This is a genomic window from Mesorhizobium waitakense (assembly GCF_056431085.1).
Genome location: NZ_JBWKME010000072.1, coordinates 56217 through 82410, shown reverse-complemented (window position 1 = coordinate 82410; position 26194 = coordinate 56217). Strand labels below are relative to the sequence as shown.

Sequence of the window (26194 nt, the reverse complement as noted above, 5' to 3'; positions counted from 1 at the left end):
GTGTGGAGGTATCGCCTGTCTTTCAGCCGTTCGGCGTCTCGGGCGCCATATTCGCGCGTTGGCGCGGCACGCCAAGGCCGGTATCCGGCGGCTCGCCGGCAGCCGGCCTGTCCTCGATCATGTGCATGGTGCGCCAGCGGCCGAAGCGGTAGTAGGCCGCGGCCAGCACCAGCGAGGTGATCGAGCCGGCCGGGAAACTCCACCACAGCGCTTCCTCCCCGATCACGCCGCGCATGAAATAGGCAAAGCCGGTGCGCACGACCAGCACCGAAATCACCAGGATGATGAGCGGCGGCATCACCGCGCCGGTGGCGCGCACGGTGGCGAACAGCACGATGGTGATGCCGAACAGGATGAACGACCATGACGCGACATTGTTGATGTGGGCGGCGATGTCGATCGCAGCGCTGTCGCTGCTCAGGAACAGGCTGAGGACCGAACGGTCGAAAAGCCAAAGCACGGCAACCAGTGCGCCGGTCAGCACCAGGTTGAAGCCGACACCGGAGGCGGCGATGCGGCCGATCCGGTCCCAGCGGCCGGCGCCGACATTCTGCGCCGCCATCGAGGAGACCGCCGCACCGATGGCGAGCGCCGGCATCTGGATGTAGGTCCACAGCTGCGCGGCGATGCCGTAGGCGGCGGCGACCTGCGAACCGTAGGAGTTGACGATGCCCATCACCGTCAGCGCCGCCACCGAGACGACGATCATCTGCAGGCCCATCGGCACTCCCTTGAACACGATGATGCGCAGCAAGGTAGGGTCGGGCCGCAGCAGAGCGAGGTTGGCGCCGGCCAGCCGCAGCGGGTGCTTGCGCACATAGAGCACGATCAGAATGGCGATTACGCTGACCGTCTGGCCGATCAGCGTCGCGGTGGCGGAGCCGGCGATGCCGAGTTCCGGGAATGGCCCGATGCCGCGGATGAGCAGCGGATTGAGCACGATGTCGAGAACGACGGCCAGCGCCATGAAGAGGAATGGCGTGCGTGAATCGCCAGCACCGCGCAGCACGGTCATGACGAAGGACAAAAGGTTCATCATCGGCACTGCGACAAAGATGATGCGCAGGTAGGAACGGGCGAGCGGCAAGGCGTCGGCCGGGGTGCCGAGCGTGTTGAGGATGGCGTCGACCCATATCCAGCCGCAGACCGCGAAGATGACCGAGACGAGGAAGAAGAAGGTCGCACTGGTGCCGACGATGCGGCGCGCCTCGGCCAGGTCGCGGGCGCCGACCGACTGTGCCACCAGGATGGTGGCCGCCATGCCGATGCCGAACACCGTGCCGAGGATGAGGAACAGGACGAGGTTGGCATTGGAGGTGGCCGTCAGCGCCGATTCGCCGAGAAAACGGCCAACCCAGACGGCGTTGATCGAGCCGTTGAGCGACTGCAGCACGTTGGAGCCGAGCACCGGCAAGGCGAACAGCAGCAGCGTGCGCGGGATCGGGCCGCTGGTCAGGTCGCCGGTGCGCCGGCGCGTGGGCATCTTGTCGTCCATGGCAGGCAACTCGGCGAAGGCTTATGTCGGTCCGGTCCTTGATCTAATCATGTTCTCAAAGCTTCGGTAATCGGATACTGGTTCTGGGCGCGTGGGGCGCGTTCCTTACTAGATCAAACTCGTAAGCCGGGGGTTCATGTCCGATATTCCACTGTTTTTTGAGCGCCTGAACAGGCGCGCGTTTCTCGGCGCATCCGCTTTGGGCGCGGCCTCCGTGGCTCTTTCGGCGTGCACCACGACGGAAGTGGTGACGCCGCCAGTGGCGGCACCGCCAAGCGATCCGGCTTTCGGCGATGTCGCAAGCATGTATGCGGCGCGCGTCGACGAGGGCTATCAGCTGCCGGCGATCCCGGTGGCCAAGATGGATCCGAAGTTCGTGCGTCAGATCGTGTCCGACCCGACCGGGGAAAAACCCGGCACGATCGTCGTCGATGTCTCCGACCACTTCCTCTATCTGGTGCGCGACGGCGGCAAGGCTATCCGCTATGGCGTCAGCCTCGGCAAGGCCGGTTTCGGATGGACCGGCAGCGCCGTGATCCAGGCGAGGAAAAAGTGGCCGGTCTGGACGCCGCCGCCGGAAATGATCCAGCGCCGGCCGGAACTGGCGAAATACAAGGACGGCATGCCGCCCGGCCCGCAGAGCCCGCTAGGCGCCCGCGCGCTGTATCTCTTCCGCGACGGCAAGGACACGATGTACCGGCTGCACGGCACGCCGGAGTGGGATTCGATCGGGAAGAACGCTTCGTCCGGCTGTGTGCGCTTCATGAACCAGGACATCATCGACCTCTACGGCCGCGTCAACGGACCCGCGCCGGTCTTCGTGCGCGCAAACCTGTCGGCCGCCGCGAAGAACACCGCCGTGTCGAACAGGACGGCCGAGCCGATCGACGCGGGCGTACCGAAGGACGCGGAGATGTTGAAGTAGTGGCTTCACGAGCTGTGGGTTGCCCGCCAGGCGGACGCGTTTGGCGCGTCCGCCTGGGGTGGTGTCGTTACTTCTTGGCGACGCCGGGAAGCGTGACCTGATAGACCGTGAACATGGTGTCGACATCGGCGCCGTCCTCGGCCTTGTAGGGTGCGCCGACCTGGAAGCCGTCCTGGGTGAGGAAGTCGTTGTCGTTGGCCACGAACAGGAAATAGTCGTCGGGCAGCTTCGGATCGAGCACGCTGACCACTGACATCGCCTCCCACTTTTCCGAGAGGTTGTTCTTGTCGTTCGGCGCGCCATTGTGCAGGCCGAAGCGGCCAAGTTCGCCCTTGGCGTTGAGGTCGATGAACGGCGTCAGCTTGGCCGGCGTCACCGATGGGTCGAGCACGCCCTTGGGCGCCACCGGCTTGTCGGCGGCGTCGAAGGCGCCACCGGCGATGTCGGTCGCGGCAGAGAGATCGACGATGTTGATCTGGCGAAGCAGCGAGGTGTCACCCTTCAATCCCTGGCCGTTGCCGCTATCGCGGGTCAGCATCAGGAAGGTCTGGTCGGACAGGGCCACGATCTCGCTCTGCGCTGCCACCTTGGTCTTGCCCTTGGCATCCTTGAACACCGGCAACGGCACAACATATTCGTGCGCCAGCTTGAGATGAGCGAGGTCGGAGGCGTCATAGACCAGCGCGCGCGTGTTCTGGCGCGTCGCGCCGGAATCGCCGCCATCCTGCCGGGGCGCCGACTGCAGAACGGCGATCAGGAACTTGCCGTCCGGCGTCATCGCCATGCCTTCGAGGCCCTGGTTGTTCTGGCGGCCGGTATCGGGATCCTTCGGATCGGGCTCGGCAGCACCCGGACCGGGATTGTCCGAGGCGAAGTTCGGCACGCCATGGCGCATCGGCACGAGGGCGGCCGGTGGCTGGGTCGCCGACAGCAGATGTCCGTCGGCAGAAAACCGATAGATGTTCGGGCCGTATTCGTCGGAGATGAACATAGATCCGTCGGGTAGCCGCACGATCGCCTCGTTGTCGAGCGCCAGCTTGCCGTTGGCCTCGGGCAGGATCGGCATGTCGCCCGCAGCGGCGCGCACGCCGTTGAGCGGGTCAAGGCCGGTGGCATCGGCGCCCTTGTCGTCGGTCAGGAGCATGGTGTCGGCGAGCGTCGCCTTGACGCCGGACTGCTCCTTGCCGGCGGTGGGCGCCGCACCAGGCGCGGTCGGCGCGAACTCGATGCCGATCGTGTTGAGGCGCGGCCGGTAGTCGGTGGTGCCGACGACATTGTAGCCGCGGTCCGGCAGCAGCCAGAGCGAACCCTTGTAGCCGTCGGCACTATGCGTCCAGCCGGCGGTGTCGATCGCCATGCCGGAACCCGAGCCGAACGTCTCGCCAAACTTGTCCTTCTGGCTGGCCGGGATGCGGCCGACGCCGACCAGTCCCTTGTTGACGAAGCTGATGCCGCCGACGGTCGCGGTGCTGTCGGCCAGCGCCGGCGTCAAGGCGGTGAACATTGCCAGCGCGACGCCGAGCGACGCGGTTCGGTGCAGGTGTTTCATGGATGATCCTCTTTGTAACAAAGCGTGCCGGAGCGGCCGATGGCGAAAAAGCTGAAAGAGGTGCGGCATCGATGATGCCGCGCGTGCCTCCCCGAAAAGCGGTCTACGGCGCGAACATGATGCTTGCGTGACAGCGCGCAATGCCCGCCCGTCGGCTTCTTTGTACGCCGACAAAAACGTGTGGTCGCACGAAAGAATTGATCACTCCCTCTACCTCAAGTCGACAAAGCGTGGTGTGTGCGCATCGCACTAGACACATATGTCCAGTGCGTATATGGTGCAGCCTTCGGACGAACCGGGGAGGGAAGCCTTGAAGTCGCACTACCGCGCAGTCGTTATCGGAGGTGGCGTGGTCGGAGCCTCGGTGCTCTATCATCTGACACGTTTCGGCTGGAGCGATGTGGCGCTGATCGAGCGGGCTGAACTGACGGCCGGTTCGACCTGGCACGCGGCGGCCGGGTTCCACGCGCTCAATGCCGATCCCAACGTCGCGGCGCTGCAGGACTACACCATCAAGCTCTATCGCGAGATCGAGGCTGAATCCGGCCAGAACGCGGGCCTGCACATGACGGGCGGCGTCAACATGGCCAGTGATCCCCATCGCTGGGAGTGGCTGAAATCGGCCTGGGCCGTGTTCCAGTCGGTCGGCATCGAAACGGCTCGCCTGGTGACACCTGAAGAGATCAAGGAGATCTGCCCTATCGTCGATGTCAGCGACGTGCTCGGCGGCCTCTACGATTCCAACGAAGGCCATCTCGACCCCTATGGAACGACGCATGCCTATGCCGGCGCCGCGAGAAAGCGTGGTGCCGACGTGATCCTGCGCAACCGGGTGGTCGCGTTGAAGGCGCGGGCCGACGGGCACTGGGATGTCGTCACCGAGCAAGGCACGATCGTGGCCGAGCATGTCGTCAACGCCGGCGGGCTGTGGGCAAAGCAGCTCGGCCGCATGGCCGGCGTCGACTTGCCGGTGACGCCGATGGAGCATCACTATTTCATCACCGAGGACATTCCGGAGGTTGCCGCCCTCGACAAGGAACTCGGTCTTGCGGTCGATCTCGACGGCTTTTCCTACCTCAGGCAAGAGCGCAAGGGCGTGCTGCTCGGCGTCTACGAGCAGAACCCGAAGCACTGGAACATGGATGGCGCGCCATGGGATTACGGCATCGAACTGATCCCGGAAGACATCGACCGCATCAGCCCCGAACTGTCCAAGGCCTATGAGCGCTTTCCGTGCCTGAGGACGGCCGGTATCCGCAAATGGGTCAACGGCGCCTTCACCTTCACCCCTGACGGCAATCCGATCGTTGGGCCGGTGCGCGGGCTCAAGAATTACTGGGTTGCCTGTGGCGTCATGGCCGGCTTCAGCCAGGGTGGCGGCGTCGGCAAATCGCTGGCCGAGTGGATGATCCATGGCGAACCGCAAGCCGACATCTTCGGCATGGACATTGCCCGTTATGGCGCCTTCGCCGCCAATCGCGAATATCTCAGGCAGACGACACGCCAGTTCTATTCGCGTCGCTTCGTCATGACCTTTCCCAATGAGCGGCTGTCGGCCGGACGGCCGCTGAAACGCCCCGGCGCCTATGACGGCATGACGGCGGCGGGATGCGAATGGACGGCATCCTGGGGGCTGGAAATCCCGGCTTATTTCGCGCCGATGGGGTTTTGCGAGAACACCACGCTGCGGCGTTCCAACGCCTTCGACATCGTCGGCGACGAGGCGCTGCAGGTTCGGCGTGCCGCTGGTCTCGTCGATATCTCGGCCTATGCGCGCTATGCGGTCTCCGGGCCTGGGGCCGAAGCATGGCTTGACCAGTTGCTTGCCTGCAGGCTGCCGAAGCCGGGACAGGCGAGGCTGGCGCCAATGCTCGGCCATGACGGGCGGCTGAAGGGCGACCTTACCGTCTTCAACTGGGGCGGTGGCGACTATTGGCTGATGGGCTCCTACTATCTCAGGGAATTCCACATGCGCTGGTTCGAGAGCCATGCGGCGGATGGGATCACCGTCACAGACCTTTCCGACACGATGAGCGGCTTCCTGCTGACCGGGCCGAATGCACGCAAAATCCTGGCGCGCACGACGCATCAGGACGTGTCCGGTGCGGCACTGCCGTTCATGGCCTGCGGTGCATTCGACATCGGCATGGTGTCCGCACGGGTTGCCCGCCTTTCGATCGCCGGCGAGCTCGGTTTCGAGATCAGTTGTCCGGTGACCATGCATGCCGGCTTGCGCGAAACGCTGCTGGCCGCCGGCGAGGATCTCGGCCTTGCCGAGATCGGCTACTACGCGCTGAACGCGCTGCGGCTGGAGAAGAGCTTCGGCATCTGGTCGCGTGAATTCACCCAGGGCTACACACCCGATCAGGCCGGTCTCGACCGCTTCGTCGCGTTTGGGAAGGGCGACTTCACCGGTCGCGAAGCGGCATTGAAACAGCGGCAGGCCGGCAGCGGCCAATGCCTGGTGACGTTGGAGGTCGATGCCCTCGACGCCGACGCCAGCGGCTTCGAGCCGGTCTGGCATCAAGGCCGGCGCGTCGGCTTCGTCACTTCGGGCGGTTATGGCTATACGGTCGGCAAAAGCCTGGCGCTGGCGCTCGTCGACCGCGATTGCGCAGGCGAGGGCACTGCGCTCTCGGTGCATGTCGTCGGCACGGAGCGGCCGGCGCGCATCATCGTGGCCTCGCCCTACGATCCCCTGGGCAAGGCGATGCGGCAATGAGGAGGATTTCTGATGGTCGATGACGCGGCACGTGACGGCAGGCGCGAACGCCGGCGTGGACGGACGGGCGAGGCCGGATCGGAAACCAGCCGCCGGCCCGATTACCGTTCGCTGAAGAACCCGTTCCTGCCACAACCGATCTTTTCCGACGATCAAGTCGCCGCGATCCACGACACGGCGCTGCGGGTGCTGGAAGAACTCGGCATCAAGGTGCTGCTGCCGCAGGCGCGTGAGTATTTCGCCCGCGCCGGCGCCCTGGTCGATCCCGACACCGACATGGTGCGCATCGGCCGCGACGTGGTGACGGCGGCACTGGCCTCGGCGCCGAAGTCGATCCACGCCAACGCCGGCACCCGTGCCCGCGATCTGACGCTCGAACTCGGCTCGATGAGCTTCCTGGCCGGATGCGGGGCACCGAACGTCACCGATCTCGAGCGCGGCCGGCGGCCGGGCACGCTGGCCGACTTCGAGGATCTGATACGGCTGGTGCAGCATTTCGACGTGCTGCACATGCTGGGACCCTGCATCGAGCCGCAGGACGTCGACAACCGCTTTCGCCACTATGCGGTCAACCGCGCGCAGCTGACGCTGTCCGACAAGCTTCCCTTCGTCTTCGCGCGCGGCACGCCGCAGGTCGAGGACGGCTTCGAGATGCTGCGGCTGGCGCGCGGCCTGTCGGAAGACGAATTCCTTGCCGGCGCGCACTGCTACACCGTCATCAACACCAACTCGCCGCGCCAGCTCGACATTCCGATGGCGCAAGGCATCATCGATTTCGCCAGGGCCGGGCAGATCTCCGTCATCACGCCCTTCTGCCTTGCGGGCGCGATGGCGCCGATCACGGTCGCCGGTGCGCTGACGTTGCAGCATGCCGAAGCGCTGGCGGGACTGACGTTGGCGCAGATCGTGCGGCCCGGTGCCCCGGTCGTCTACGGCTCCTTCTCCTCCAATGTCGACATGAAATCAGGCGCGCCCGCCTTCGGCACGCCGGAGCATGTCAAGGCGACGCTTGGCGCCGGCCAACTGGCGCGCTTCACCGGGCTGCCATGGCGGTCCGGCGGCGGCAGTGCGGCCAACATTTCGGACGCGCAGGCGGCGCACGAGACCCAGTTCGCGCTGTGGGGCTCGGTGCTGGCCGGGGCGACGATGTGCATCCATGCCGCCGGCTGGCTGGAAGGGGGTCTCAGTGTTTCCTTCGAGAAGCTGGTCACCGACATCGAGGCGTTGCAGACGGTCGCCGAACTCTGCACTGCCACGCCCGGCGACAACGACGCTATCGGCTTCGAGGCGATCGCCGAGGTGCAACCGGGCGGCCATTTCTTTTCGGCCGGCCACACCATGGCGCGCTACCGCACCGCCTTCTACGAACCGCTGGTCGCCGACTGGTCGAATTTCGGCAACTGGACGCAAAGCGGCTCGAAGACGGCGAGCGAGCGCGCCACTGGTGTCTGGAGACGCACACTTGCCGATTTCGAGCCGCCGGCATCGGCGGTCGCCACCGCCGGCGTCCTCGACGCGTTCATCGCCCGGCGCACGCAAGAGGGCGGCGCAGCACCGGTGTCCTGAGACAGGAGCAGTCGCGCAAGACGCCAGACACAGCTTTCGCGGCGTGACCGGTGCCGGGGTCATTGGCAATCGGCCCATCCCGTGCAGAAATGGGCGGCATGCGTGAAGCTTTGATCGCAGCGCTGATCTTCCTGTGCCTGGTGGCGGCGCCGCTGGCCAGCATGGCGATATGGCCCAGGCTGCCGACCAGACATCGCGACGACGATACGAACAATGTGGTTCGGCACGCCGCCAACCTGTTCGGCGTCATGACCTCGCTGGTGCTCGGATTGATGATCAACTCGGCCAAGAACACTTTCGAATCGATCGATCACAATGTGCATACCTACGCGACGGAGCTGATCTTGCTCGACAGGATCTTGCGCCAGTATGGGCCGGAGGCCGACACAGTGCGCCAGCCGCTGGTCGCCTATGCGCAGAGGGTGGTGGGCGACACGTTGCAAGCCAACGAAACGTTCGTCGCCAATCAGCTGTCCGAACGTCTAATGACCGAGATCGGCACCCGGCTCAGGGCGCTGGCGCCTGCCGACGCGATGCACAGCGCCATCTTGCAGGATGCCGATCAGCGCATGCAGAAAGTGCTGGAATTGCGCTGGGTGCTGGTCGAGCAGTCGGAGGGTGCGATCCCTTGGCCGCTGATCGCCATGCTGGTTGCGTGGCTGGCGTTGATCTTCGCCAGTTTCGGCTTCAGGGCACCCCGCAACGCGATCACGGTTTCGACCTGCGTGGTTTCGGCCGCGCTGATCGCCGGTGCGATCTATCTGATCCTGGACATGGACATACCGTTTTCCGGTCCGATCCAGATTTCGCCGGCGCCCCTGCAGAGGACACTGACGGAATTGCAGCGATGATGTGGAACCGGCGTCGTCCCGGGGCATTCATGGAGATGGCCCCACGGAGGACGACATGGGATTCGACCAGTATCACGAACCGCCTGAAGAACTGTCGCAGAAGGTGCGGACCTTTGCCCGCATGATCACCTCGCTGATCGAGGAGGCGGAGGCGATAGGCTGGTACGAACAGCGCATCTCGGTGGAGAAGGACCCGCAGGCTCGCGCCATCATGAAGAACGCGCAGGGCGAGGAGTTCAAGCATTTCGGCATGGATCTCGAATTCCTGCTGCGCCAGAAAGAGGATTGGCGGGCGGAACTGAAGGAAATCCTGTTCACCACGGGCGACATCGTCAAGGCCGGGGAGAGGGGTGAGAAGAAGGTGGATTGAGGCCTAACAGGTTGCGACCGATCTGGATCAGCTTCGGCCAGATCAATCGCTGTCGCGCGCCACAAGCTCCAATGGCCAGACCTCGCGCATGATGCGCGGACCTTCCGGGCCGGCGAAGGCCGGGATCGAGGCCAGCAGCATTTCGGCAAGCCGCTGTCCCATCGGCTCCAGGGCCGGGCGGAAGGCGGTCAGCGCCGGCGAGAAGTAGCGGCAGAGCGGCGTGTCGACGATGACGGTCACCGCCATGTCGTGGCCCGGCCTGATCCCCATTTCGGCCAGCGCCTTGCAACCGCCAAGCGCCATCGCGTCATTGTTGAAGATGATGGCCGTCGGCGGGTCCTTGGAGCGCATGACCTGCGGCGTCACCTCGTAGCCGCCGGCCTCGTTGATGAAGCCGGACGCGATCAGCTTGGGGTCCACCTCGATGTGGTGCCGCCGCAAGGCCTTGCGATAGCCGTCAAGGAACAGGTAGCCGAAGTTGAGATCGAGCGACGGACGGATGGCGGCAATGCGGCGGTGGCCGCGCGCCACCAGGCGATCGACTGCATCCGCGCCAGCCTTTTCGAAATCGAGGTCGAGTGAGGGATAGGATTTGGCCCCGGAGCGGCTGCGACCGAGCGTGGCGAACGGGAAGCCGGCCTGGGTGAGATAGTCGATGCGCTCGTCCTCGCGCCGCGTCCAGGCCAGCACCGCGGCATCGGCGCGGCGTGTCTCGACGACACGGCGCAGACGTTCCTGCTGGTAGTCGCCCGGCGCGCCCATGACCACGATCAGGTCGAGGCCGCTCTCGGCGAGTTTCGCCTGCAGCCCGATCAGGAAGGGAATGAAGAACGGCTCGCCATATTGCTGGTCGCCCGGATGCGGCTGCAGCATGAAGGCGATCGAATGGGTGGCGCCCTGCCGAAGACTGCGGCCGGACTGGTTCGGCGAATAGTTCAGCGTCCTGGCCGCCTCGAGCACGCGCTGGCGCGTGTCGGCGTTGACGTCGGCGCGGCCGTTGAGGGCGCGCGACACGGTGCCGATCGAAATGTTCAGGTGACGGGCAAGGTCGTGAATGCTGGACGCCAAGTGACTGTTCTCCCCCTTGCTTGGCTAGCACCGGTAACCGCTCAGGCCAAGGCGACAAGACAATTTTTTGCGAGCGGCCAATTGACATTCTACACCTTCGGGTGTGTTCTCGTAAACGTTTACGGAAAAACGTTTACGGCCATGCCGTGAATGCCGTGACGATCGGTCTGGAGGGACCGAGCGGAGGAGGAGTACTGGATGATCAATGTCGTCCTGGCCGGCTGCGGAGCGATGAGCAAGCAGTGGCTCGATGCCGTGAGGCAGATCGACGGGCTTTCCGTTGTCGGCCTTGTCGACCTCGACGCCGACAGAGCGAAGGCGAGGGCGCGCGAATACGACCTCACCAGCGCCGTCATTGGCACCAGCCTCGACGCGGTGCTCGATCAGACCAGGCCCGACGCGGTGTTCGACGTGGTGGTTCCCGCCGCCCGCCGCGAGGTTGCGTTCTCGGCCTTTGCTCATCATTGCCATCTTTTGACGGAAAAGCCGCTCGCCGACAGCCCCGAGAATGCGCGCGCCATCGTCGAGGCCGCCCGCCAGGCCGGGCGTATCCATGCCGTCGTCCAGAACCGGCGCTATGTCGCCAATGTCAGGCGTATCAGGCGCTTTCTCTCTTCCGGCGCCATCGGTGCCGCGACCAGCATCCATGCCGACTTCTTCGTCGCGCCGCATTTCGGCGGCTTTCGCGAGGAGATGGCCCACGTCCTGCTGCTCGATATGGCGATCCACACCTTCGACGCCGCCCGCTACATGGTGAATGGGGAGCCGGCCGGCGTCTACTGCCAGGAATGGGAGCCGGCGAGTTCCTGGTACCGACAGGGATCGTCGGCCAGCGCCGTCTTCGATCTCGGCGGCGGCAGGGTCTTCACCTATGCCGGCTCCTGGTGCGCCGCCGGCTTTCGCACCAGCTGGGAGAGCACATGGCGCATCGTCGCCGAGCGCGGCAGCCTGGTCTGGGACGGCAGTGACGAATTGAAGGCCGAGGTTGTCCTGGCAGCCCGTGAAGGCCTGTTCGACCGTACCGAGCCGATCGCCGTGCCGCCGCTCGATCTCGCCGACCGCGTCGGCGGCCATCTTGGCATCATTCAGGATTTCATGCGCGCGATCGAGACCGGCACCGAGCCGGAGACGCACGGCGCCGACAACATCAAGAGCCTGGCCATGGTCTTCGGCGCTATCGAGAGCGCCGAGACCGGGCGCCGGGTGACGATCTCTTCGCAGGAAGGACAGTGATGCCAAACCCGCTTCTCGACATCAGGATCGGCACCATGGTGCGGGCCAATCTCGATGACCCGGCCGCCTATATCAAGGCGATCCTGCCGCTCGGTTTCGAGTGTATCCAGCCCTTCTTCTGGCAGACGCTGGGCGGAAAGGATCTGCCGCGGCTTGCCGGCCAGATCCGCGAGGCGATCGGCGATGCCGACGTCACGGTCTCCTCGATCGGCGTGTTCGGCAATCCGCTGGAGAGCGGCGATGTCGATCGCGGCGTGCTCCAGGCCTGGGAAACGGTGATCGACAACGCCCATCTGTTCGGCACCTCGATCGTCAGCGGCTTCACCGGCCGCCTCCGCGGCAAGCCGTTGCCCGACAGCCTGCCACGCTTCAAAGCAGTCTGGGGTCCGCTGGCCAGGCGCGCCGCCGACAAGGGCGTGCGCATCGCTTTCGAGAATTGCGCCATGGACGGCAACTGGGCTGGTGGAGACTGGAACATCGCCCACAATCCGGACGCCTGGGAGCTGATGTTCAATGAATTGCCAGACGACAATCTCGGCCTCGAATGGGAGCCCTGCCACCAGCTCGTCTACCTGATCGATCCCCTGCCGCAAATCCGCAAATGGGCGCCGCGCATCTTCCATGTCCACGGCAAGGACGCGACGGTGCGCTGGGATGTGATCCGCGAACACGGTGTATTCGGCCGGCTGCCTTACGTGCAGATGCGCACGCCGGGCTTCGGCGACAGCGACTGGACGCGGGTGATCAGCGAATTGCGGCTGGCCGGCTACAAGGGCGCCATCGACATCGAGGGCTGGCACGATCCGGTCTATCGCAACGAGCTGGAGATCACCGGGCAGGTACGCGCCCTGGACTATCTGAAGCAATGCCGGGGAGGTGCCAGCTACCTGCCTAACCCGGTGTGAGAGCGAGCCGGCGGGAGGTGCCGGCTGGCCAAGATTGCGGCGCACTGCCGAAGCGATCGTCGAAAACCCCTCGGCCTAGCCAGGGAAAAAAGGGAGGATAAGTGCATGAGCATGACGATGAGAAGGACACTTCTGCGCTCGACCATCGTGGCCGCCGCCACGACGCTCGCCGCTGCGATCTCCACCTTGCCGGCGCGGGCGCTCGACGCCCAATGGTGCAAGGACGTCCACATCCGCTTCTTCGTCGGCGGCGCCGAGGGCGACGCCTTCGGCACCATCGTCTACAATGGCGCCAAGCAGGCGGCAGCCGATCTCGGGCCGAAGGTCGACTACATCTTCTCAGGCTGGGACGTCGAAAAGATGGTGCAGCAATTGCGCGAGGCGGTCGCGGTCAAGCCCGGCGGCATCGCCATGATGGGCCACCCCGGCGACGCAGCGATCATGCCGCTGGCCGAACAGGCGCATAAGGACGGTATCAAGATGATGTACCAGAACGTGCCGGTACCGACGGTGACGGCGGCGTTCGGCGGCGGCTATGTCGGCGCCCAGCAGGAGCAGCAGGGCCGCGCGCTCGGCGCCGAGGCGTTCAAGCTGGCCAAGCTGAAGGCTGGCGACAAGGCGATCATGATCGGCCCGTTCGAGAATGAGAGTCGGGGCGCACGCGAGCGTGGGACAGTCGCCGCGCTGAAAGAGGCCGGCATCGATGTCATTCAAATCAATTCTCAAACCGAATGGGCAGCCGATCCGAATCTCGCGATCCCGTTGATCACCGCCGCGTTGCTCAACAATCCCGACGTCAAGGCGGTCGGCTATCCCGGCGGGCAGATGCTCGGCAATGTGCCGACATACATGCAGGCCGCAGGGAGGAAGGCCGGCGACATCTTCAACTTCGGCTTCGACACCAGCCCGCAGATCGTCGAGGCCTTCAAGGGCGGCTGGGTACAGCTGACGGCCGACCAGCAGCCGTTCCTGCAGGGCTATCTGCCGATCCTCAGCCTCTGCCAGCAGGTGGTGCTCGGTCTGGCGCCGATGAATGTCGACACCGGCGCCGGCTTCGTCACGGTTGAAAATTACGAGATCGTCGCCGAACTCGCCAGGCAGGCACTGCGCTGACCTCCCAAGCTGCCGGCCGGGGTTGAGCCCGGCCGGCAGGACCGCCGGCAAAGAGGCCGGCAGCGACAACAGAGGTGAGGATCCGATGGCCGAACGCATCATCGAACTGCGCGATATCAGCAAGTCCTATGGCCAGGTCTATGCACTGGGCGGGGTCAATCTCAGCGTCGACCGTGGCGAAGTGGTTGGCCTGATCGGTGACAATGGCGCCGGCAAGTCGACGCTGATCAAGATCCTGTCCGGCGTGGTCAGGCCGACCAGCGGCGAGATCCTCGTGCGCGGAAAGGCGGTGACGGGATGGAGTGCGGCGCGTTCGCGCGACGCGGGCATTGAGACGGTGTTCCAGGACCGGGCGCTGGCCGTGCAGCAGACGATCGTGCGCAACATCTTCATGGGCCGAGAACTCACCGGCTTCCTCGGCTGGCTGAAGGTCAACAAGGAGATCGAGGAAGCCAGCCGGCTGATGCGCGAGATCGGCTTCACCTCGAAAGTGTTCACGCCGCAGTCGATTGTCGGCCAACTGTCGGGCGGCGAGCGCCAGGGCGTGGCGATCGCGCGCGCCATCTACAAGCAGGCGGAACTGATCATCCTCGACGAGCCGACGACGGCGCTGTCGCTGACCGAAACTGCCAAGGTCTTCCATTTTGTGCGCCAGGTGCGGGCGAGCGGCCGCTCGATCCTGTTCATCGGCCACAACATCCATCATGTCTTCGACATCGCCGACCGCTTCGTGGTGCTCGATCGCGGCAAGGTCGCGCTCACCGCCGACCGCAGCGAGGTCAAGTCGGCCGAGGACCTCATCAACTTCATGGAGGATGTCGCACACCCCGGCGGGTTGGCCGGGTTGCACGACACCGGCGACGCCGAGAGGGCAGTGCGATGAGCAAGACCATGGAACCCGAGCTGCACGAGCCCTCCACCGCCATTCCCCGCCCACAGAAGGAGTGGAAACACCCATCCGATCAATGGCTGCGCGGCTTCATCCTCGACAATCGTGCTTCGCTCGGCACGCTCGCCGTGTTCATCGTCATGATGGCGGTGTTCATGATCGCCAACCCGACCGTCTTCACCACCTGGTATCTCTACAGTTCGGTGCTGACCACGCTGCCGGTCGCGCTGTTCGTGGTGGTGCCGCTGGTCTTCGTCGTGACCTGCGGCGAGATCGACCTGTCGTTTCCGGCGACGATGGGTTTTGCTTCATGGGTCTTCGCGCTGGTCGTGCAGGCCGGCTACGATCCGTTTCTCGGCATTGCCGCGGCGCTCGTCACCGGCACACTGCTCGGTTTCCTGGTCGGCTCGCTGGTGGTCTATGGCGGGCTGTCGTCGCTGATTGCCACGCTCGGCATGAATTTCCTGCTGCGCGGCCTGATCCAGATCATCAACGAAGGCAAGTCGATGGCGCTGACCAACCTTGCCGACAGCTGGGCTTATAAGATTTTCTCCAGCCAGGTTTATGGCATCCCGGTGCAGATCTTCTGGGCCATCGCCTTCGTCGCATTGTCGGCGATGCTCTACAACCGCCACCGCTTCGGCGCGCAGGTGAGGGTGGTCGGCGACAATCCCGACAGCGCCCAGCAGATGGGCATCGACGTCAAGCGCGTGCGGGTGAAAGTGTTCGTCTTCGTCGGCATCGGTGCGGCGATCGCCGGCACCTTCTCGGTGATGATCAACTTCACCTGGTGGCCGACTGCCGGCGACGGCTATCTTTTGCCGGTGCTGGCATCGGTGTTCGTCGGCGGCACGCCGACCTGGGGGGGCATCGGCACCGTCGTCGGCGGCGCCATCGGTGCCGTCACCGTGTCATTCATCCAGACCGGCGTCGTCGCGGCGGGCCTGAGCGGCTTCTACGTGCAGTTCTTCAACGGGCTGATCATCATCCTGTCGCTGCTCGGCCACAAATGGAACCAGGCGCGGTATCGGTGACGGGTGGAGATTTTTAGCTGGGGCGGTCGCTTGTAGGACAATGGGGCAAGCGGACGCTCAAACCGCCGCGACAAACCCGTCCAGCACGCGCTTCTGGCCGGCCTTGTCGAAGTCGATCGTCAGCTTGTTGCCTTCAATGGCGGAAATGTTGCCGTTGCCGAATTTCTGGTGGAAGACGCGATCTCCGACGCTGAAGGCGGATGGCGTATCTGAGACGGATTTGGCGACCAGCTCACCGTCGATGGTGCGGCCTTTGACGGACGTGCGGCCGGCGCCGTAACCGGAGTCGGTCTCGCCATAGCCGATGCGCTCGACCTGATGGCCGGAGCGCGAGCCCCAGTTGCGGTCGGTCGCCTCGGTGCGGTTGGCTTGCGCGCGCTGCCAGCCCGGTGTCGCGTAGGTGTTGGAAAAAGCGCCGGACTTTTCGGTGTTGGCACCGACATTGTCGAAGCGCGAGGCGCCATAGGGATTTTGTCTTCCCGCCCCTTGGCCGCCGCGACCGGAGGCAAAGGAACCGCCGCCGTAGGAATTGCCATAGCCACCATAGGAATTGCCGCTCTCGGCGACCTCGACATGGGCTTCCGGCAACTCGTCGAGAAAACGCGACGGGATGGTCGATTGCCACAGGCCATGGATGCGACGGTTGGAGACGAACCACAGATGCAGGTTCTTCTTGGCGCGGGTCAGGCCGACATAGGCCAGACGCCGCTCTTCCTCCAGCCCGGAGCGGCCGCCTTCATCGAGCGCGCGCTGGTGCGGGAACAGGCCTTCCTCCCAGCCGGGCAGGAAGACGGTCTCGAATTCGAGGCCCTTGGCCGAATGCAGCGTCATGATGTTGACGGCGTCGAGCTCGGCATTCTGCTCGGCGTCCATGACCAGCGCCACATGCTCGAGGAAGGAGCGCAGCGACTCGTATTCCTCCATGGAGCGGATCAGCTCCTTCAAATTTTCCAGCCGGCCGGGGGCTTCGACCGAGCGGTCGTTCTTCCACATGTCGGTGTAGCCGCTCTCTTCCAGAATGGTCTCGGCGAGTTCGGTGTGAGGCGTGGTCTCTAGCGCCTTCTGCCAGCGCTCGAAATTGGCAGCGACCTCGCGCAAGGCGGCGCGCGGCTTCGGCTTCAACTCGTCGCTTTCGGCGAGCTTGGCGGCGGCTTCCAGCATCGGTACGCGCAGCGCTCGCGCCGTGTCGTGGATCTGGCGAATGGTGGTTTCGCCCAGGCCGCGCTTCGGCACGTTGACGATGCGCTCGAAGGCGAGGTCGTCGGCGCCTTGCGCGACGACGCGGAAGAAGGCCAGCGCATCGCGGATTTCCATGCGCTCGTAGAAGCGCGGGCCGCCGATGACCCGGTAGTTGAGGCCGAGCGTGACGAAACGGTCCTCGAACTCGCGCATCTGGAACGAGGCGCGGACCAGAATGGCCATGTCGTTGAGATTGTGCTTCTGGCGCTGGTAGGCCTCGATGGTCTCGCCGACGGCGCGGGCTTCCTCCTCGGAATCCCAGGCGGCGTGGACATGCACCTTGTCGTCCTCGGGCTCGTCGCGGTCAGTGAAAAGCGTCTTGCCGAAGCGGCCCTCATTGTGGGCGATCAGGTGGGAGGCAGCCCCCAGGATATGCGCGGTGGAGCGGTAGTTGCGTTCCAGCCGGATGATGGTGGCGCCGGGAAAATCCTTGTCGAAGCGCAGGATGTTGTCGATCTCGGCGCCGCGCCAGCCATAGATGGATTGATCGTCGTCGCCGACGCAGCAGATGTTGACTTTGCTGTCGCTCACGGCCGCACGCGAGCTTCGCTCGCTGGCCTCCGCAGGCGCGGCCTGGCCGGCCGACGCCCGGTCGGGCTTGCGGCCTTCGGCCGGTCGCAGATCTGTCGATGTTGAAGGGCGTGCGGCATCGGGCCGCTGCGCCAAAAGCCGCAGCCACATGTACTGGGCGGTGTTGGTGTCCTGATATTCGTCGACGAGGATGTATCTGAAGCGCTTGTGATATTCCTTCAGCACATCCGGATTGGCGCGGAAGATGCGGATCGGATGGCACAAAAGGTCGCCGAAATCGCAGGCGTTCAGCGTCTGCAGCCGCGCCTGATAGGCCTTGTAGAGTTCGCGGCCCTTGCCGTTGGCGAAGGCGCGGGCGTCGCCCTCTGCGATGTCGGCCGGGCCTTGTCCCTTGTTCTTCCAGCCGTCGATCATCTGGGCGAACTGCTTGGCCGGCCAGCGCTTGTCGTCCAGGCCCTCGGCCTGGATCAACTGCTTGATCAGCCGCACGACATCGTCGGTGTCGAGGATGGTGAAGTCGGAGCGTAAACCGGCAAGCTCGGCATGTCTGCGTAGCAGCTTCACGCCAATTGAGTGAAAGGTGCCGAGCCACGGCATGCCTTCGACATTGCCTTCGCCGATCAGGATGCCGATGCGCTGCTTCATCTCGCGCGCGGCCTTGTTGGTGAAGGTGACGGCGAGGATCTGCGAGGGAAACGCCTTGCCGGTGGCGAGGATGTGAGCGATGCGGGTGGTGAGCACGCGGGTCTTGCCGGTGCCGGCGCCGGCCAGCACCAAAACCGGGCCCTCGGTGGTTTCCACCGCCAGCCTCTGCTCGGGGTTCAGCCCCTTCAGATAGTCGGGCGCATTGTTGTGGCCGCTGCGGGCAGCCATGGCGCGCGCGGCAATGCCCGACGGGGCCGCGGGCCGCGCATTGGGTTCGTCGAAAAAGGGCATGTCTTCGGAAAAGCCGGACATCTCCCCCGAATGTAGTGATTCGGCGGCGAAAGGCCAGAAGTGTCTACGTTTTGTTCCGCTAAAGTGCCTGATATGGGCTGTTCAGGCCTTGCGGTAACCGAGGGCGACGAAAAATCGATGTCCGAACGAGCGCGCCTCGTCCGTCATCACGGCGCCGAGAGCGACCTGCATCTGGTCGTAATAGTGGCTGCCCGCGGGCGATGTAAGGAAAGTCTCGTAGAGCTTGAGATCGTCAAGCGGCAGATCCCGGTAAATGTAGGCTACGGTGTCCATAATGTCCGTTTCGATGTCATGGCGAAGGCCTTCGGATCGCTGACGCAGCAGGGCCATGATCTGGTCGTCGGGCAGGGGTTTCTCGGCCGCTCCAAGCATCTCGGAAAGCATTGCATAGCCCATGTTCAAGGCCACGGCTTCTCCGGTGTCGACAGCGCTGAGATCGTCCAAGACCTTCCTGTACAGTGCGAGCCGAGCCGGATCCTTGGATGGAAGTTCGCGCAGGATCTTGGGACCTTCGATCGTCTTGCGTTGCCTTTCTTCCGGGGCGGAGGCCTGAATCTCCAGCGCCGTGACATGTTTGCCGAGCGGCGACGCATAGAACGAGGCCAGGTCGGACAGGTCCCTGGCGGGCAGTTTGTCCGCCATTCGCGCTTCGATTGCTGCCTCCATCTTGTTCGCGTCAAAGGCGCCTTCCATGGCCGCCGCCAAGGCATCCTGGACCTTTTGCGGCGGCGTTTCCGGCGCCGATTTCACGGCTGCGATGAAACCCGGGCCGATAGCCATCAGCATCTCATGAAAGCCGTTCGCCCTGTTGATCTCCTGCAGCGTCTGCGCAGGCGCAGCCACGGTGAGAGAGACAAGGCAGCAGAGCGCAAACACCAGGCGCGTCAGCGGCGGAACGAATGACGTCATTTGCTTGCTCCTGCGGAGAGATGATGGAGACTGCTGGAAAACCCCACCGCAGGCAAGATGGATTGCCACCTTGGCGTGTGCGTCGCCTTGACAGGCGGGGCGGGCGGGAGAAAGCTGTGCGGAGGGCAGGAACGGGTGCATCGGGCTGTCCTTGGGCGTCGCAAAACGCAACAGTCGAAGGAGTATCATCTTGGCTGTCACCATCACCTCCCTCATCCTTTTCCTGATCGGTCTGGTGCTTGGCGGCGGCGGCATCCGCTTGGCTTCGCTGGGCGGCAGCTGGTACTATATTATCGTCGGCCTCGCCTTCCTGATCGCCGCCTGGCTGCTCTACCGGCGCCGGTCCACCGCGCTGTGGCTCTACGCGGCGATCGTGATCGGCACGCTTGCCTGGGCGGTCTGGGAAACCGGCTTCGACTGGTGGGAACTCGGCCCGCGCGGCGGCATCATCGTGCTGGTTGCACTGTGGCTGCTGACGCCCTGGGCGCGGCGGGGGATTACCGGCCCTGACGCACGCGCGCCGCTGATCCTGGCCGTACTGGCCTCCCTGGCGGTGGCTGGGTATTCGATGACGGCTGATCCGAAGGACATCGCCGGCGAGCTCGACACCGACAAGGTGATCCCCAACGCCAACCTCGGCAACGATGTGCCGGCCGGTGAGTGGCATTATTACGGACGCACGCAATTCGGCCAACGCTATTCGCCGCTCGACCAGATCACGCCCGACAATGTCGCCAAGCTGCAGCCGGCCTGGACCTATCGCACCGGCGACGTGAAGGGGCCGGACGACGTCGGCGAGACCACCTACCAGGTGACGCCGCTGAAGATCGGCGACACGCTCTACATCTGCACGCCGCACAATTTCGCCATCGCGGTCGATGCGGCGAGCGGCAAGGAGAAATGGCGCTACGATCCCAAGATCAAGCTCGACAAGGATCGCCAGCACCAGACCTGCCGCGGCGTGTCCTATTATGCCGATGCCGCAATCGCCGCCGGCCAGCCCTGCGCGACCCGCGTCTACCTGCCGACCTCCGATGCGAGGCTGATCGCGCTCGACGCCGCCAACGGGCAGGTGTGTCCGGCCTTCGCCGAGGGCGGTACACTGAACCTGTTGACCAACATGCCCTATCCGAAGTCGGGCTATTACTACTCGACCTCGGCGCCGCTTATATCAGGCAACAAGATCATCGTCGGAGGCGCCGTCAACGACAATTATTCGACGCAGGAGCCGTCCGGCGTCATCCGCGCCTACGATGTCAACACCGGCACCCTGGTGTGGAACTGGGATTCGGGCAATCCGGACCAGACGACGCCGCTGCCGGCGGGCCAGACCTATACCGCCAACTCGCCCAACATGTGGTCGACGCCGAGCGCCGACGAGAAGCTCGGCTTGCTCTACGTGCCGCTCGGCAACCAGACGCCGGACCAGCTCGGCGCCGGGCGCAGCGACAATGTCGAGAAGTTCTCGTCCTCGATCACCGCGCTCGACCTCAACACCGGGCAGTTGCGCTGGGTGCGGCAGACCGTGCACCACGACCTCTGGGACATGGACGTTCCGGCGCAGCCGAGCCTGATCGACATCACCAAGGCCGACGGAACCGTGGTGGCGGCGCTGGTCGGGCCGACCAAGCAGGGCGACCTCTATGTGCTTGACCGCCGCACCGGCGAGCCGGTGGTTGCGGTCAAGGAAGTGCCGGCGCCCGGCGGCGCCGTCGAGGGTGACCACACCTCGCCAACGCAGCCAGCGTCGGACCTCTCCTTCAATCCGAAGCCGCTGACCGGCGCTGACATGTGGGGCATCACCATGTTCGACCAACTGGCGTGCCGGATCGAATTCCAGGGCCTGCGCTACGAGGGTCGCTACACGCCGCCGTCCGTACAGGGCTCGCTGATCTATCCCGGCAATTTCGGCACGTTCAACTGGGGTGGCGTCGCGGTCGATCCGGTGCGGCAGGTGCTGTTCGGCATGCCGACCTATCTGGCGTTCAAGTCACAGCTCATTCCGCGCGATCAAGTGCCGCCGCCGGATGAAGGGCGCGGCAGCGAACAGGGGCTGAACCGCAACGAGGGCGCGCCCTATGCGGTGGTGATGGGACCGTTCCTGTCGCCGCTCGGCATTCCTTGCCAGGCGCCGCCCTGGGGCTATGTCGCGGGCGCGGATCTGCGGACCGGCGCCATCGCCTACAAACATCGCAACGGCACCGTCTATGACATGACGCCACTGCCGCTGCCGCTGAAGGTCGGCGTGCCGGGCATTGGCGGGCCAATGATCACGGCCGGCGGCGTGGCCTTCCTGGGTGCCGCGGTCGATGATTATCTGCGCGCTTACGACCTGACAACGGGCAGACAGCTCTGGCAGGCCCGGCTGCCGGCCGGCGGCCAATCGACGCCGATGACCTATACGGTCGCCGACGGACGCCAGTTCGTGGTCATCGTTGCCGGCGGCCACGGCTCGGTCGGCACAAAGCCGGGCGACTATGTGATGGCCTACGCGCTGCCGAAGTAGGGGAGGCTACTTCAGGACGTATTGTCTTGATGGATCGACGCCTCAGCTGATCCCGAGATGGCTCTTCAGGCTGGGCACCGAGCCCAGCACCTCGTTGGTCAGGTCGGGGCCGGCGGCGGCCTCAGCCTGCTGGATCAGGGTCGCACCCGCCTTCTGAATCTGCGCCATGTCAAGGCCGGATGCCTTGAGCGCCGCAATGCCGTTGACCAGCGCGCCGGCTTTCTCGCCGAGAACGCCGCCAAGCGCGCCCTGCAGCGACGACAGCAAGCCGCCACCGCCGGCCGGAGCGGCGGCCATGACGTCATACTTTTGGGCCAACGCATCGGCGCCGGGGATCTTGGCGAAGAACGAGGAGGCGCTGGTGCCTTCCGCCTCGTGCTCGAGCACCGAGAAAATGGTGCCGACGACCTTTTCCGTCGTCGCCTGGTCGAGACCGGCCTTCTGCGAAACAGTGTTCACGATGTCCTGTACGTCCATGACTTCACCTCAACCCTGGGTTTTCGTGTTTGCCGGATGGCGCTGGCGGCTGCGGACCTTGATCATGGACCTTCGACTTGCGGCAACGATCGTCGCACGCAGCGCTGGAATGGCGGTGGCGGCAAACAGGAAGGCTGCCAGGATTGGCGAGGGCATGGTCATCGGCGTCGTTCCTTTCCAGATCGGGCCTTTCAGATCAGGACCGTGACCGAGCCGAGGCGCGGCCGACGTCGGCCAGTTTCCCCCACTATTGTGGCAGCGCCATCAAGATATGTGGCCGATGACCAAAACGTGATGATGCTGGAAGCCTCCTAGGCATTCGCCAGGGAGGACGAGGTGTCACCGGGCCGTGACTGGACGACAGGAGCCTCGCCCCTATCTTGCGATCGACACCACAGCGGATCGAAGGAGCGCGCCCATGACGAAACCAGCCATCACCCAGGCGATGATCGACGCCTATGATGAATACACCCATCTGACGCTCGACCGCCGCCGCTTCATGGAGCAACTGACCCGGCTTGCCGGATCGGGTGCTGCCGCGGCCGCGATCGCACCGCTTTTGGCGGCAAATTCGGCGCAAGCGGCGATCGTTGCCGACAACGATCCACGCGTGAAGGGCGAGGACATCACATATGCCGGCAGCAGCGGTGAGATGAAGGGCTATCTAGTCAAGCCTGCGAACCTGTCTGGCAAGCTCGGCACGGTCATCGTCATCCACGAGAACAGGGGGCTCAACCCGCATATTCGCGATGTGGCTCGGCGCGTCGCGCTGGAAGGGTTCGTGGCGCTGGCGCCGGATTTCCTGTCGCCGCTCGGCGGCACGCCTGACGACGAGGACAAGGCGCGCGACATGTTCACCAAACTGGATTCCGCGCAGACCGTCGCCAACGGCGTTGCAACGGTCGCTTTCCTCAAGGCCGAAAAGGACGGCAACGGCAAGGTCGGCGCCGTCGGCTTCTGCTGGGGCGGTGGCACGGCAAACATGTTGGCCGTCAACGCGCCCGACCTCAGCGCCTCCGTCGCCTATTACGGCATGCAGCCGAAGGCTGCCGACGTGTCGAAGATCAAGGCTGCGCTGCTGCTGCACTATGCGGGGCTGGACGAGCGCACCAATGCCGGCATCGATGCCTTCAAGAAGGAGCTCGATGCCGCGCATGTCGAATACACGGTCTATGTCTATGAAGGCGCCAACCATGCCTTCAACAATGACACCTCGGCGGCGCGCTACGACAAGAAGGCGGCCGACCTCGCCTGGGGGCGCACGATCGCTTTCTTGAAGGAGAAGCTGGCGTAGGTGTGTTGGTATTCAGGTGAGGCCGGCTTGCAAACGATGGCTGCCTGCGCTTCCGGTGCTCACGTACTGCAAGTACGCTCCGTTCCGGTTCTCGGGAGCCATCGTTTTCGACTCGGCCTGACCTGAATCTCAACACACCTCAAACAGGGTCAGTCCGGTGCCGGCTTGTGGAAGGCAACGCCGGCGACGACCAGCGCAATGCCGAGGCAATCGGTCAGGCTCGGAATCTGGCGCAGCACGATGACGCCGATCAGCGTCGCGGTAACCGGCAGCAGCGACAGCATCAGCGCAAAGCTCGCGCGCGGCAGCCGCGACATGGCGAGCTGGTCGCAGATGTAGGGAATGACCGACGAGCAAATGCCGACGCCGATGGCGGCGAGCAACAGCATTGGTGAGAAAAGGGCCGGCAGCGCGTCGGTGAGGCCGATCGGCAGCACGACGATGAAGGCAATGGCCATCGCCGCGCCGAGGCCCGCTATGCCATCACCTGCGCCCGAGCGGGCGACGCGGTGGCCGAGCACGATGTAGCCGACGAACAGCGCGCCGTTCAGGAAGGCCCAGAACAGCCCGAGCGGATCGCTTGACCATTTGACGTCGATGAGCAGCAGAGTCCCGGTGACGGCAATGGCAAGGGCGGCAAGATTGCGCGGGCTCCTGAGGCCGATCAGCGCGATGCAGATGGTGCCAACGAATTCGATTGCCGCCACCAGCGAAATCGGCAGGCGGTCGAGCGCGAGGTAGAACGAACAGTTCATCACCGCCAGGCAGGCGCCGAAGGCCAGCAACAGCAGCCGCGTCGAGCGATCGGCGCGGGCGAAGGTTCGCCATGGACGGGTCAGCGGTGCGAAGACCAGGGCGGCGGTGGCGATGCGCAGCCACGCCATGCCGAGGACGCCGACATGCGGGAACAGCAGCACGGCGAATGCCGGCCCGAGATAGTGGAACACGGCGCTGACGCCAAACCAGACATGTGGCGGCAGTCTTGTCGCCAGCCCGCTCTGGACAGGGTTAGCAGGGGAAGGGCTTGCCGCGAGAGCTTGCGTTTGATCATCCATCGGATCAGTATCGCAGGCAGTATTGTCGATTTATATGGGTGATGATTGGCTCTTCTGGCTATCTCTCCCCCGGAAGCAAGGAGATTTCCTTGAAACGCCTTCGAACTGAAAGTGCCGACCTCGATGCGGCGGATATGAAGATCCTGCGGCTGCTGGAAAAGGACGCGCGCATCAGCACGGCGGAGCTTGCACGCTCGGTCGGCCTTTCGGCACCGAGTGTCGCCGAGCGCATCAAGCGGCTGCAGGAGAGCGGCGTCATCGAGGCCTATTCGGTCAGGATCAACCCTGCCGCACTAGGTTTGCCGCTGTCGGCATGGCTGCGCATCCGCCCGGTGCCGGGGCAACTGGCTGTCGTGGCCGAGATCATCCGCGAGTTGCCGGAGATCGCGCAATGCGACCGGGTGACCGGTGAGGACTGTTTCATCGCGCTGGCGCATGTCGGCTCGGTGGCCGAACTCGAACGGGTGATCGACCGCATCATCCCCTATGCGATGACCAACACGGCGATCATCCAGTCGTCGCCGGTGGTGGCGCGCTCGCCGCTAGGAGCGGTGAAGCGCCAATCTTGAGGGCGAAGGCCAGTCTCGAGGGGCGAGAATTGTCGGTTCGAAGGCTTTAAGCGTGGCCGCGCCTCATGCGCGCCTGCTTCAGGATGGCGCGCCAGCGGATCATGTCGAACGGGATCGGCTCGTTGTTGTTGGCGATGTGAAAGATCTCGTTGTTGACGTTCTTGAGCGAGCGCCAGAAATCATAGTCGGTGATGCGCGGATCGGCCACAAGCCTGTCCACTTCGACCTTGATGTCGGTTTTCATGCACGTCCCTCGAACCGGCTTCGCCCGCCGCCCGTATCGCAACCCATGAGGACCGTTCTCGACCGCTCCGCTGAGTCGTTCAATGGCTCAATTGGCTTGTTCCCGTTAAAACCTCGGTAAGGTTAACGTGGGCGTCGAGCCGCTTCAAGCGATCTTGCGACGAATCCCGATCGAACGGCCGGCGCGCTCCGGCATCGGCAGTGCCGAATGGGCGGCGCGCATGGCTTCGACCTTGGCAAGCACATCGGCGGGGAAGGGCGCCACCTTCGGCCCGGCCATGTCGACATGCAGCGAAAGCGATTCCGAGGTGGCGGCGAGCCAGCCGTCGACATGGCGGATTTCCTGGTAGACCCGCAGCCGCTTGTCGTCATGGTCGATCAGCTGGAAGGTGACGGTGACCTTGTGCTCGAGATGCAGCTCCTGCACGTAGCAGACATGGACTTCTGCCGTGTAGATGGTGAGGCGGCGGTCCCTGGCGTAGTTCGGCCCCATGCCCATCGCCTCGAAGGCGTCGTCCGAGCAGCGGTCGAACAGCACGTTGTAATAGGCCATGTTGAGATGGCCGTTATAGTCGATCCAGTCCTTCTCGATGTCCATGGGTTGGGAGACGAAGGGGGCGGGAATAGGCATCGAAACTTCCTTGTTCTGGTGCTGGACAGACTGTTGCCGGTGAGACTAGATCGGTTCATCGTT

The 26194-nt window shown here is 64.5% G+C and carries 24 protein-coding genes; 14 read left to right on the top strand and 10 right to left on the bottom strand.

The window, feature by feature from the left end; all coding sequences use genetic code 11:
• Positions 1-22: 22 nt before the first annotated feature.
• Positions 23-1495 carry an MATE family efflux transporter gene (locus AC07FD_RS17035; protein ID WP_478350789.1) on the bottom strand — a complete coding sequence of 491 codons (1473 nt, stop codon included), beginning with the start codon at positions 1493-1495 and terminating at the stop codon, positions 23-25.
• A gap of 136 nt (positions 1496-1631) precedes the next feature.
• On the opposite strand from AC07FD_RS17035, the gene AC07FD_RS17030 reads away from it, so the two are divergent.
• On the top strand, positions 1632-2420 hold the full coding sequence (locus tag AC07FD_RS17030) for a L,D-transpeptidase (RefSeq protein WP_478350788.1): 789 nt from the start codon (positions 1632-1634) through the stop codon (positions 2418-2420).
• A gap of 67 nt (positions 2421-2487) precedes the next feature.
• Here AC07FD_RS17030 and AC07FD_RS17025 read toward each other — a convergent pair whose 3' ends face one another.
• Positions 2488-3969, bottom strand: a complete 1482-nt coding sequence (locus tag AC07FD_RS17025; protein WP_478350787.1) for an esterase-like activity of phytase family protein — start codon at positions 3967-3969, stop codon at positions 2488-2490.
• 2 nt (positions 3970-3971) lie between these two features.
• Here AC07FD_RS17025 and AC07FD_RS17020 point away from each other — a divergent pair, with 2 nt between their 5' ends.
• The 5 genes from AC07FD_RS17020 (at position 3972) to AC07FD_RS17000 (ending at position 9478) form a co-directional block, all read left to right on the top strand.
• Positions 3972-4100 carry a hypothetical protein gene (locus AC07FD_RS17020; RefSeq protein WP_478350786.1) on the top strand — a complete coding sequence of 43 codons (129 nt, stop codon included), beginning with the start codon at positions 3972-3974 and terminating at the stop codon, positions 4098-4100.
• A 179-nt stretch (positions 4101-4279) separates the two neighbouring features.
• Positions 4280-6691 carry a GcvT family protein gene (locus AC07FD_RS17015; RefSeq protein WP_478350785.1) on the top strand — a complete coding sequence of 804 codons (2412 nt, stop codon included), beginning with the start codon at positions 4280-4282 and terminating at the stop codon, positions 6689-6691.
• Between the two features lie 12 nt (positions 6692-6703).
• Complete coding sequence (locus AC07FD_RS17010) at positions 6704-8257, top strand: trimethylamine methyltransferase family protein (RefSeq protein ID WP_478350784.1); 1554 nt, start codon at positions 6704-6706, stop codon at positions 8255-8257.
• Between the two features lie 98 nt (positions 8258-8355).
• On the top strand, positions 8356-9108 hold the full coding sequence (locus AC07FD_RS17005) for a bestrophin-like domain (RefSeq protein WP_478350783.1): 753 nt from the start codon (positions 8356-8358) through the stop codon (positions 9106-9108).
• 55 nt (positions 9109-9163) lie between these two features.
• Positions 9164-9478, top strand: coding sequence for a ferritin family protein (locus AC07FD_RS17000; RefSeq protein WP_478350782.1), 315 nt, complete (start codon positions 9164-9166; stop codon positions 9476-9478).
• Positions 9479-9520: 42 nt separating this feature from the next.
• Here AC07FD_RS17000 and AC07FD_RS16995 read toward each other — a convergent pair whose 3' ends face one another.
• Entirely contained in the window at positions 9521-10546 is a 1026-nt protein-coding gene (locus AC07FD_RS16995) for a LacI family DNA-binding transcriptional regulator (RefSeq protein WP_478350781.1), read from the bottom strand.
• 198 nt (positions 10547-10744) lie between these two features.
• Here AC07FD_RS16995 and AC07FD_RS16990 point away from each other — a divergent pair, with 198 nt between their 5' ends.
• The 5 genes from AC07FD_RS16990 to AC07FD_RS16970 all read left to right on the top strand — a co-directional run bounded on the left by AC07FD_RS16990 (position 10745) and on the right by AC07FD_RS16970 (position 15720).
• Positions 10745-11779, top strand: a complete 1035-nt coding sequence (locus AC07FD_RS16990) for a Gfo/Idh/MocA family protein (protein ID WP_478350780.1) — start codon at positions 10745-10747, stop codon at positions 11777-11779.
• Complete coding sequence (locus AC07FD_RS16985; protein ID WP_478350779.1) at positions 11779-12684, top strand: sugar phosphate isomerase/epimerase family protein; 906 nt, start codon at positions 11779-11781, stop codon at positions 12682-12684. Before AC07FD_RS16990 ends, AC07FD_RS16985 begins: the two co-directional genes overlap by 1 nt.
• A gap of 105 nt (positions 12685-12789) precedes the next feature.
• The gene (locus tag AC07FD_RS16980) at positions 12790-13797 is read left to right on the top strand and encodes a substrate-binding domain-containing protein (protein WP_478350778.1); all 1008 of its coding nucleotides are present in this window, start codon (positions 12790-12792) and stop codon (positions 13795-13797) included.
• Positions 13798-13882: 85 nt separating this feature from the next.
• Positions 13883-14680, top strand: coding sequence for an ATP-binding cassette domain-containing protein (locus AC07FD_RS16975; RefSeq protein WP_095087031.1), 798 nt, complete (start codon positions 13883-13885; stop codon positions 14678-14680).
• Positions 14677-15720, top strand: a complete 1044-nt coding sequence (locus AC07FD_RS16970; protein ID WP_478350777.1) for an ABC transporter permease — start codon at positions 14677-14679, stop codon at positions 15718-15720. The genes AC07FD_RS16975 and AC07FD_RS16970 overlap by 4 nt, the downstream gene beginning before the upstream one ends.
• A 57-nt stretch (positions 15721-15777) precedes the next feature.
• Here the strand turns inward: AC07FD_RS16970 and AC07FD_RS16965 are convergent, their stop codons facing one another.
• Positions 15778-18447, bottom strand: a complete 2670-nt coding sequence (locus AC07FD_RS16965; protein WP_478350776.1) for an ATP-dependent helicase — start codon at positions 18445-18447, stop codon at positions 15778-15780.
• A gap of 81 nt (positions 18448-18528) precedes the next feature.
• Entirely contained in the window at positions 18529-19560 is a 1032-nt protein-coding gene (locus AC07FD_RS16960; protein ID WP_478350775.1) for a DUF2059 domain-containing protein, read from the bottom strand.
• On the opposite strand from AC07FD_RS16960, the gene AC07FD_RS16955 reads away from it, so the two are divergent.
• Positions 19547-21862 carry a glucose/quinate/shikimate family membrane-bound PQQ-dependent dehydrogenase gene (locus AC07FD_RS16955; protein WP_478350774.1) on the top strand — a complete coding sequence of 772 codons (2316 nt, stop codon included), beginning with the start codon at positions 19547-19549 and terminating at the stop codon, positions 21860-21862. The two genes, AC07FD_RS16960 and AC07FD_RS16955, sit on opposite strands and share 14 nt — an antisense overlap.
• A gap of 42 nt (positions 21863-21904) precedes the next feature.
• Here the strand turns inward: AC07FD_RS16955 and AC07FD_RS16950 are convergent, their stop codons facing one another.
• On the bottom strand, positions 21905-22339 hold the full coding sequence (locus AC07FD_RS16950; RefSeq protein ID WP_478350773.1) for a hypothetical protein: 435 nt from the start codon (positions 22337-22339) through the stop codon (positions 21905-21907).
• A 9-nt stretch (positions 22340-22348) separates the two neighbouring features.
• A complete protein-coding gene (locus tag AC07FD_RS16945) occupies positions 22349-22501 on the bottom strand; it encodes a hypothetical protein (protein WP_478350772.1) in 153 nt (50 codons plus the stop codon).
• Between the two features lie 256 nt (positions 22502-22757).
• On the opposite strand from AC07FD_RS16945, the gene AC07FD_RS16940 reads away from it, so the two are divergent.
• Positions 22758-23633 (top strand): dienelactone hydrolase family protein, encoded by an 876-nt coding sequence (locus AC07FD_RS16940; RefSeq protein ID WP_478350771.1) that lies wholly within the window; start codon positions 22758-22760, stop codon positions 23631-23633.
• Between the two features lie 149 nt (positions 23634-23782).
• Here AC07FD_RS16940 and AC07FD_RS16935 read toward each other — a convergent pair whose 3' ends face one another.
• Positions 23783-24688 carry an EamA family transporter gene (locus AC07FD_RS16935; protein WP_478350770.1) on the bottom strand — a complete coding sequence of 302 codons (906 nt, stop codon included), beginning with the start codon at positions 24686-24688 and terminating at the stop codon, positions 23783-23785.
• Positions 24689-24777: 89 nt separating this feature from the next.
• Between AC07FD_RS16935 and AC07FD_RS16930 the strand changes: the two genes are divergently transcribed.
• A complete protein-coding gene (locus tag AC07FD_RS16930; RefSeq protein ID WP_477227020.1) occupies positions 24778-25257 on the top strand; it encodes an Lrp/AsnC family transcriptional regulator in 480 nt (159 codons plus the stop codon).
• A gap of 46 nt (positions 25258-25303) precedes the next feature.
• Here AC07FD_RS16930 and AC07FD_RS16925 read toward each other — a convergent pair whose 3' ends face one another.
• Both AC07FD_RS16925 and AC07FD_RS16920 read right to left on the bottom strand, forming a co-directional pair.
• Positions 25304-25501, bottom strand: a complete 198-nt coding sequence (locus AC07FD_RS16925; RefSeq protein WP_184873377.1) for a hypothetical protein — start codon at positions 25499-25501, stop codon at positions 25304-25306.
• 144 nt (positions 25502-25645) lie between these two features.
• Positions 25646-26131 carry a thioesterase family protein gene (locus AC07FD_RS16920; RefSeq protein ID WP_478350769.1) on the bottom strand — a complete coding sequence of 162 codons (486 nt, stop codon included), beginning with the start codon at positions 26129-26131 and terminating at the stop codon, positions 25646-25648.
• Positions 26132-26194 lie beyond the last annotated feature (63 nt).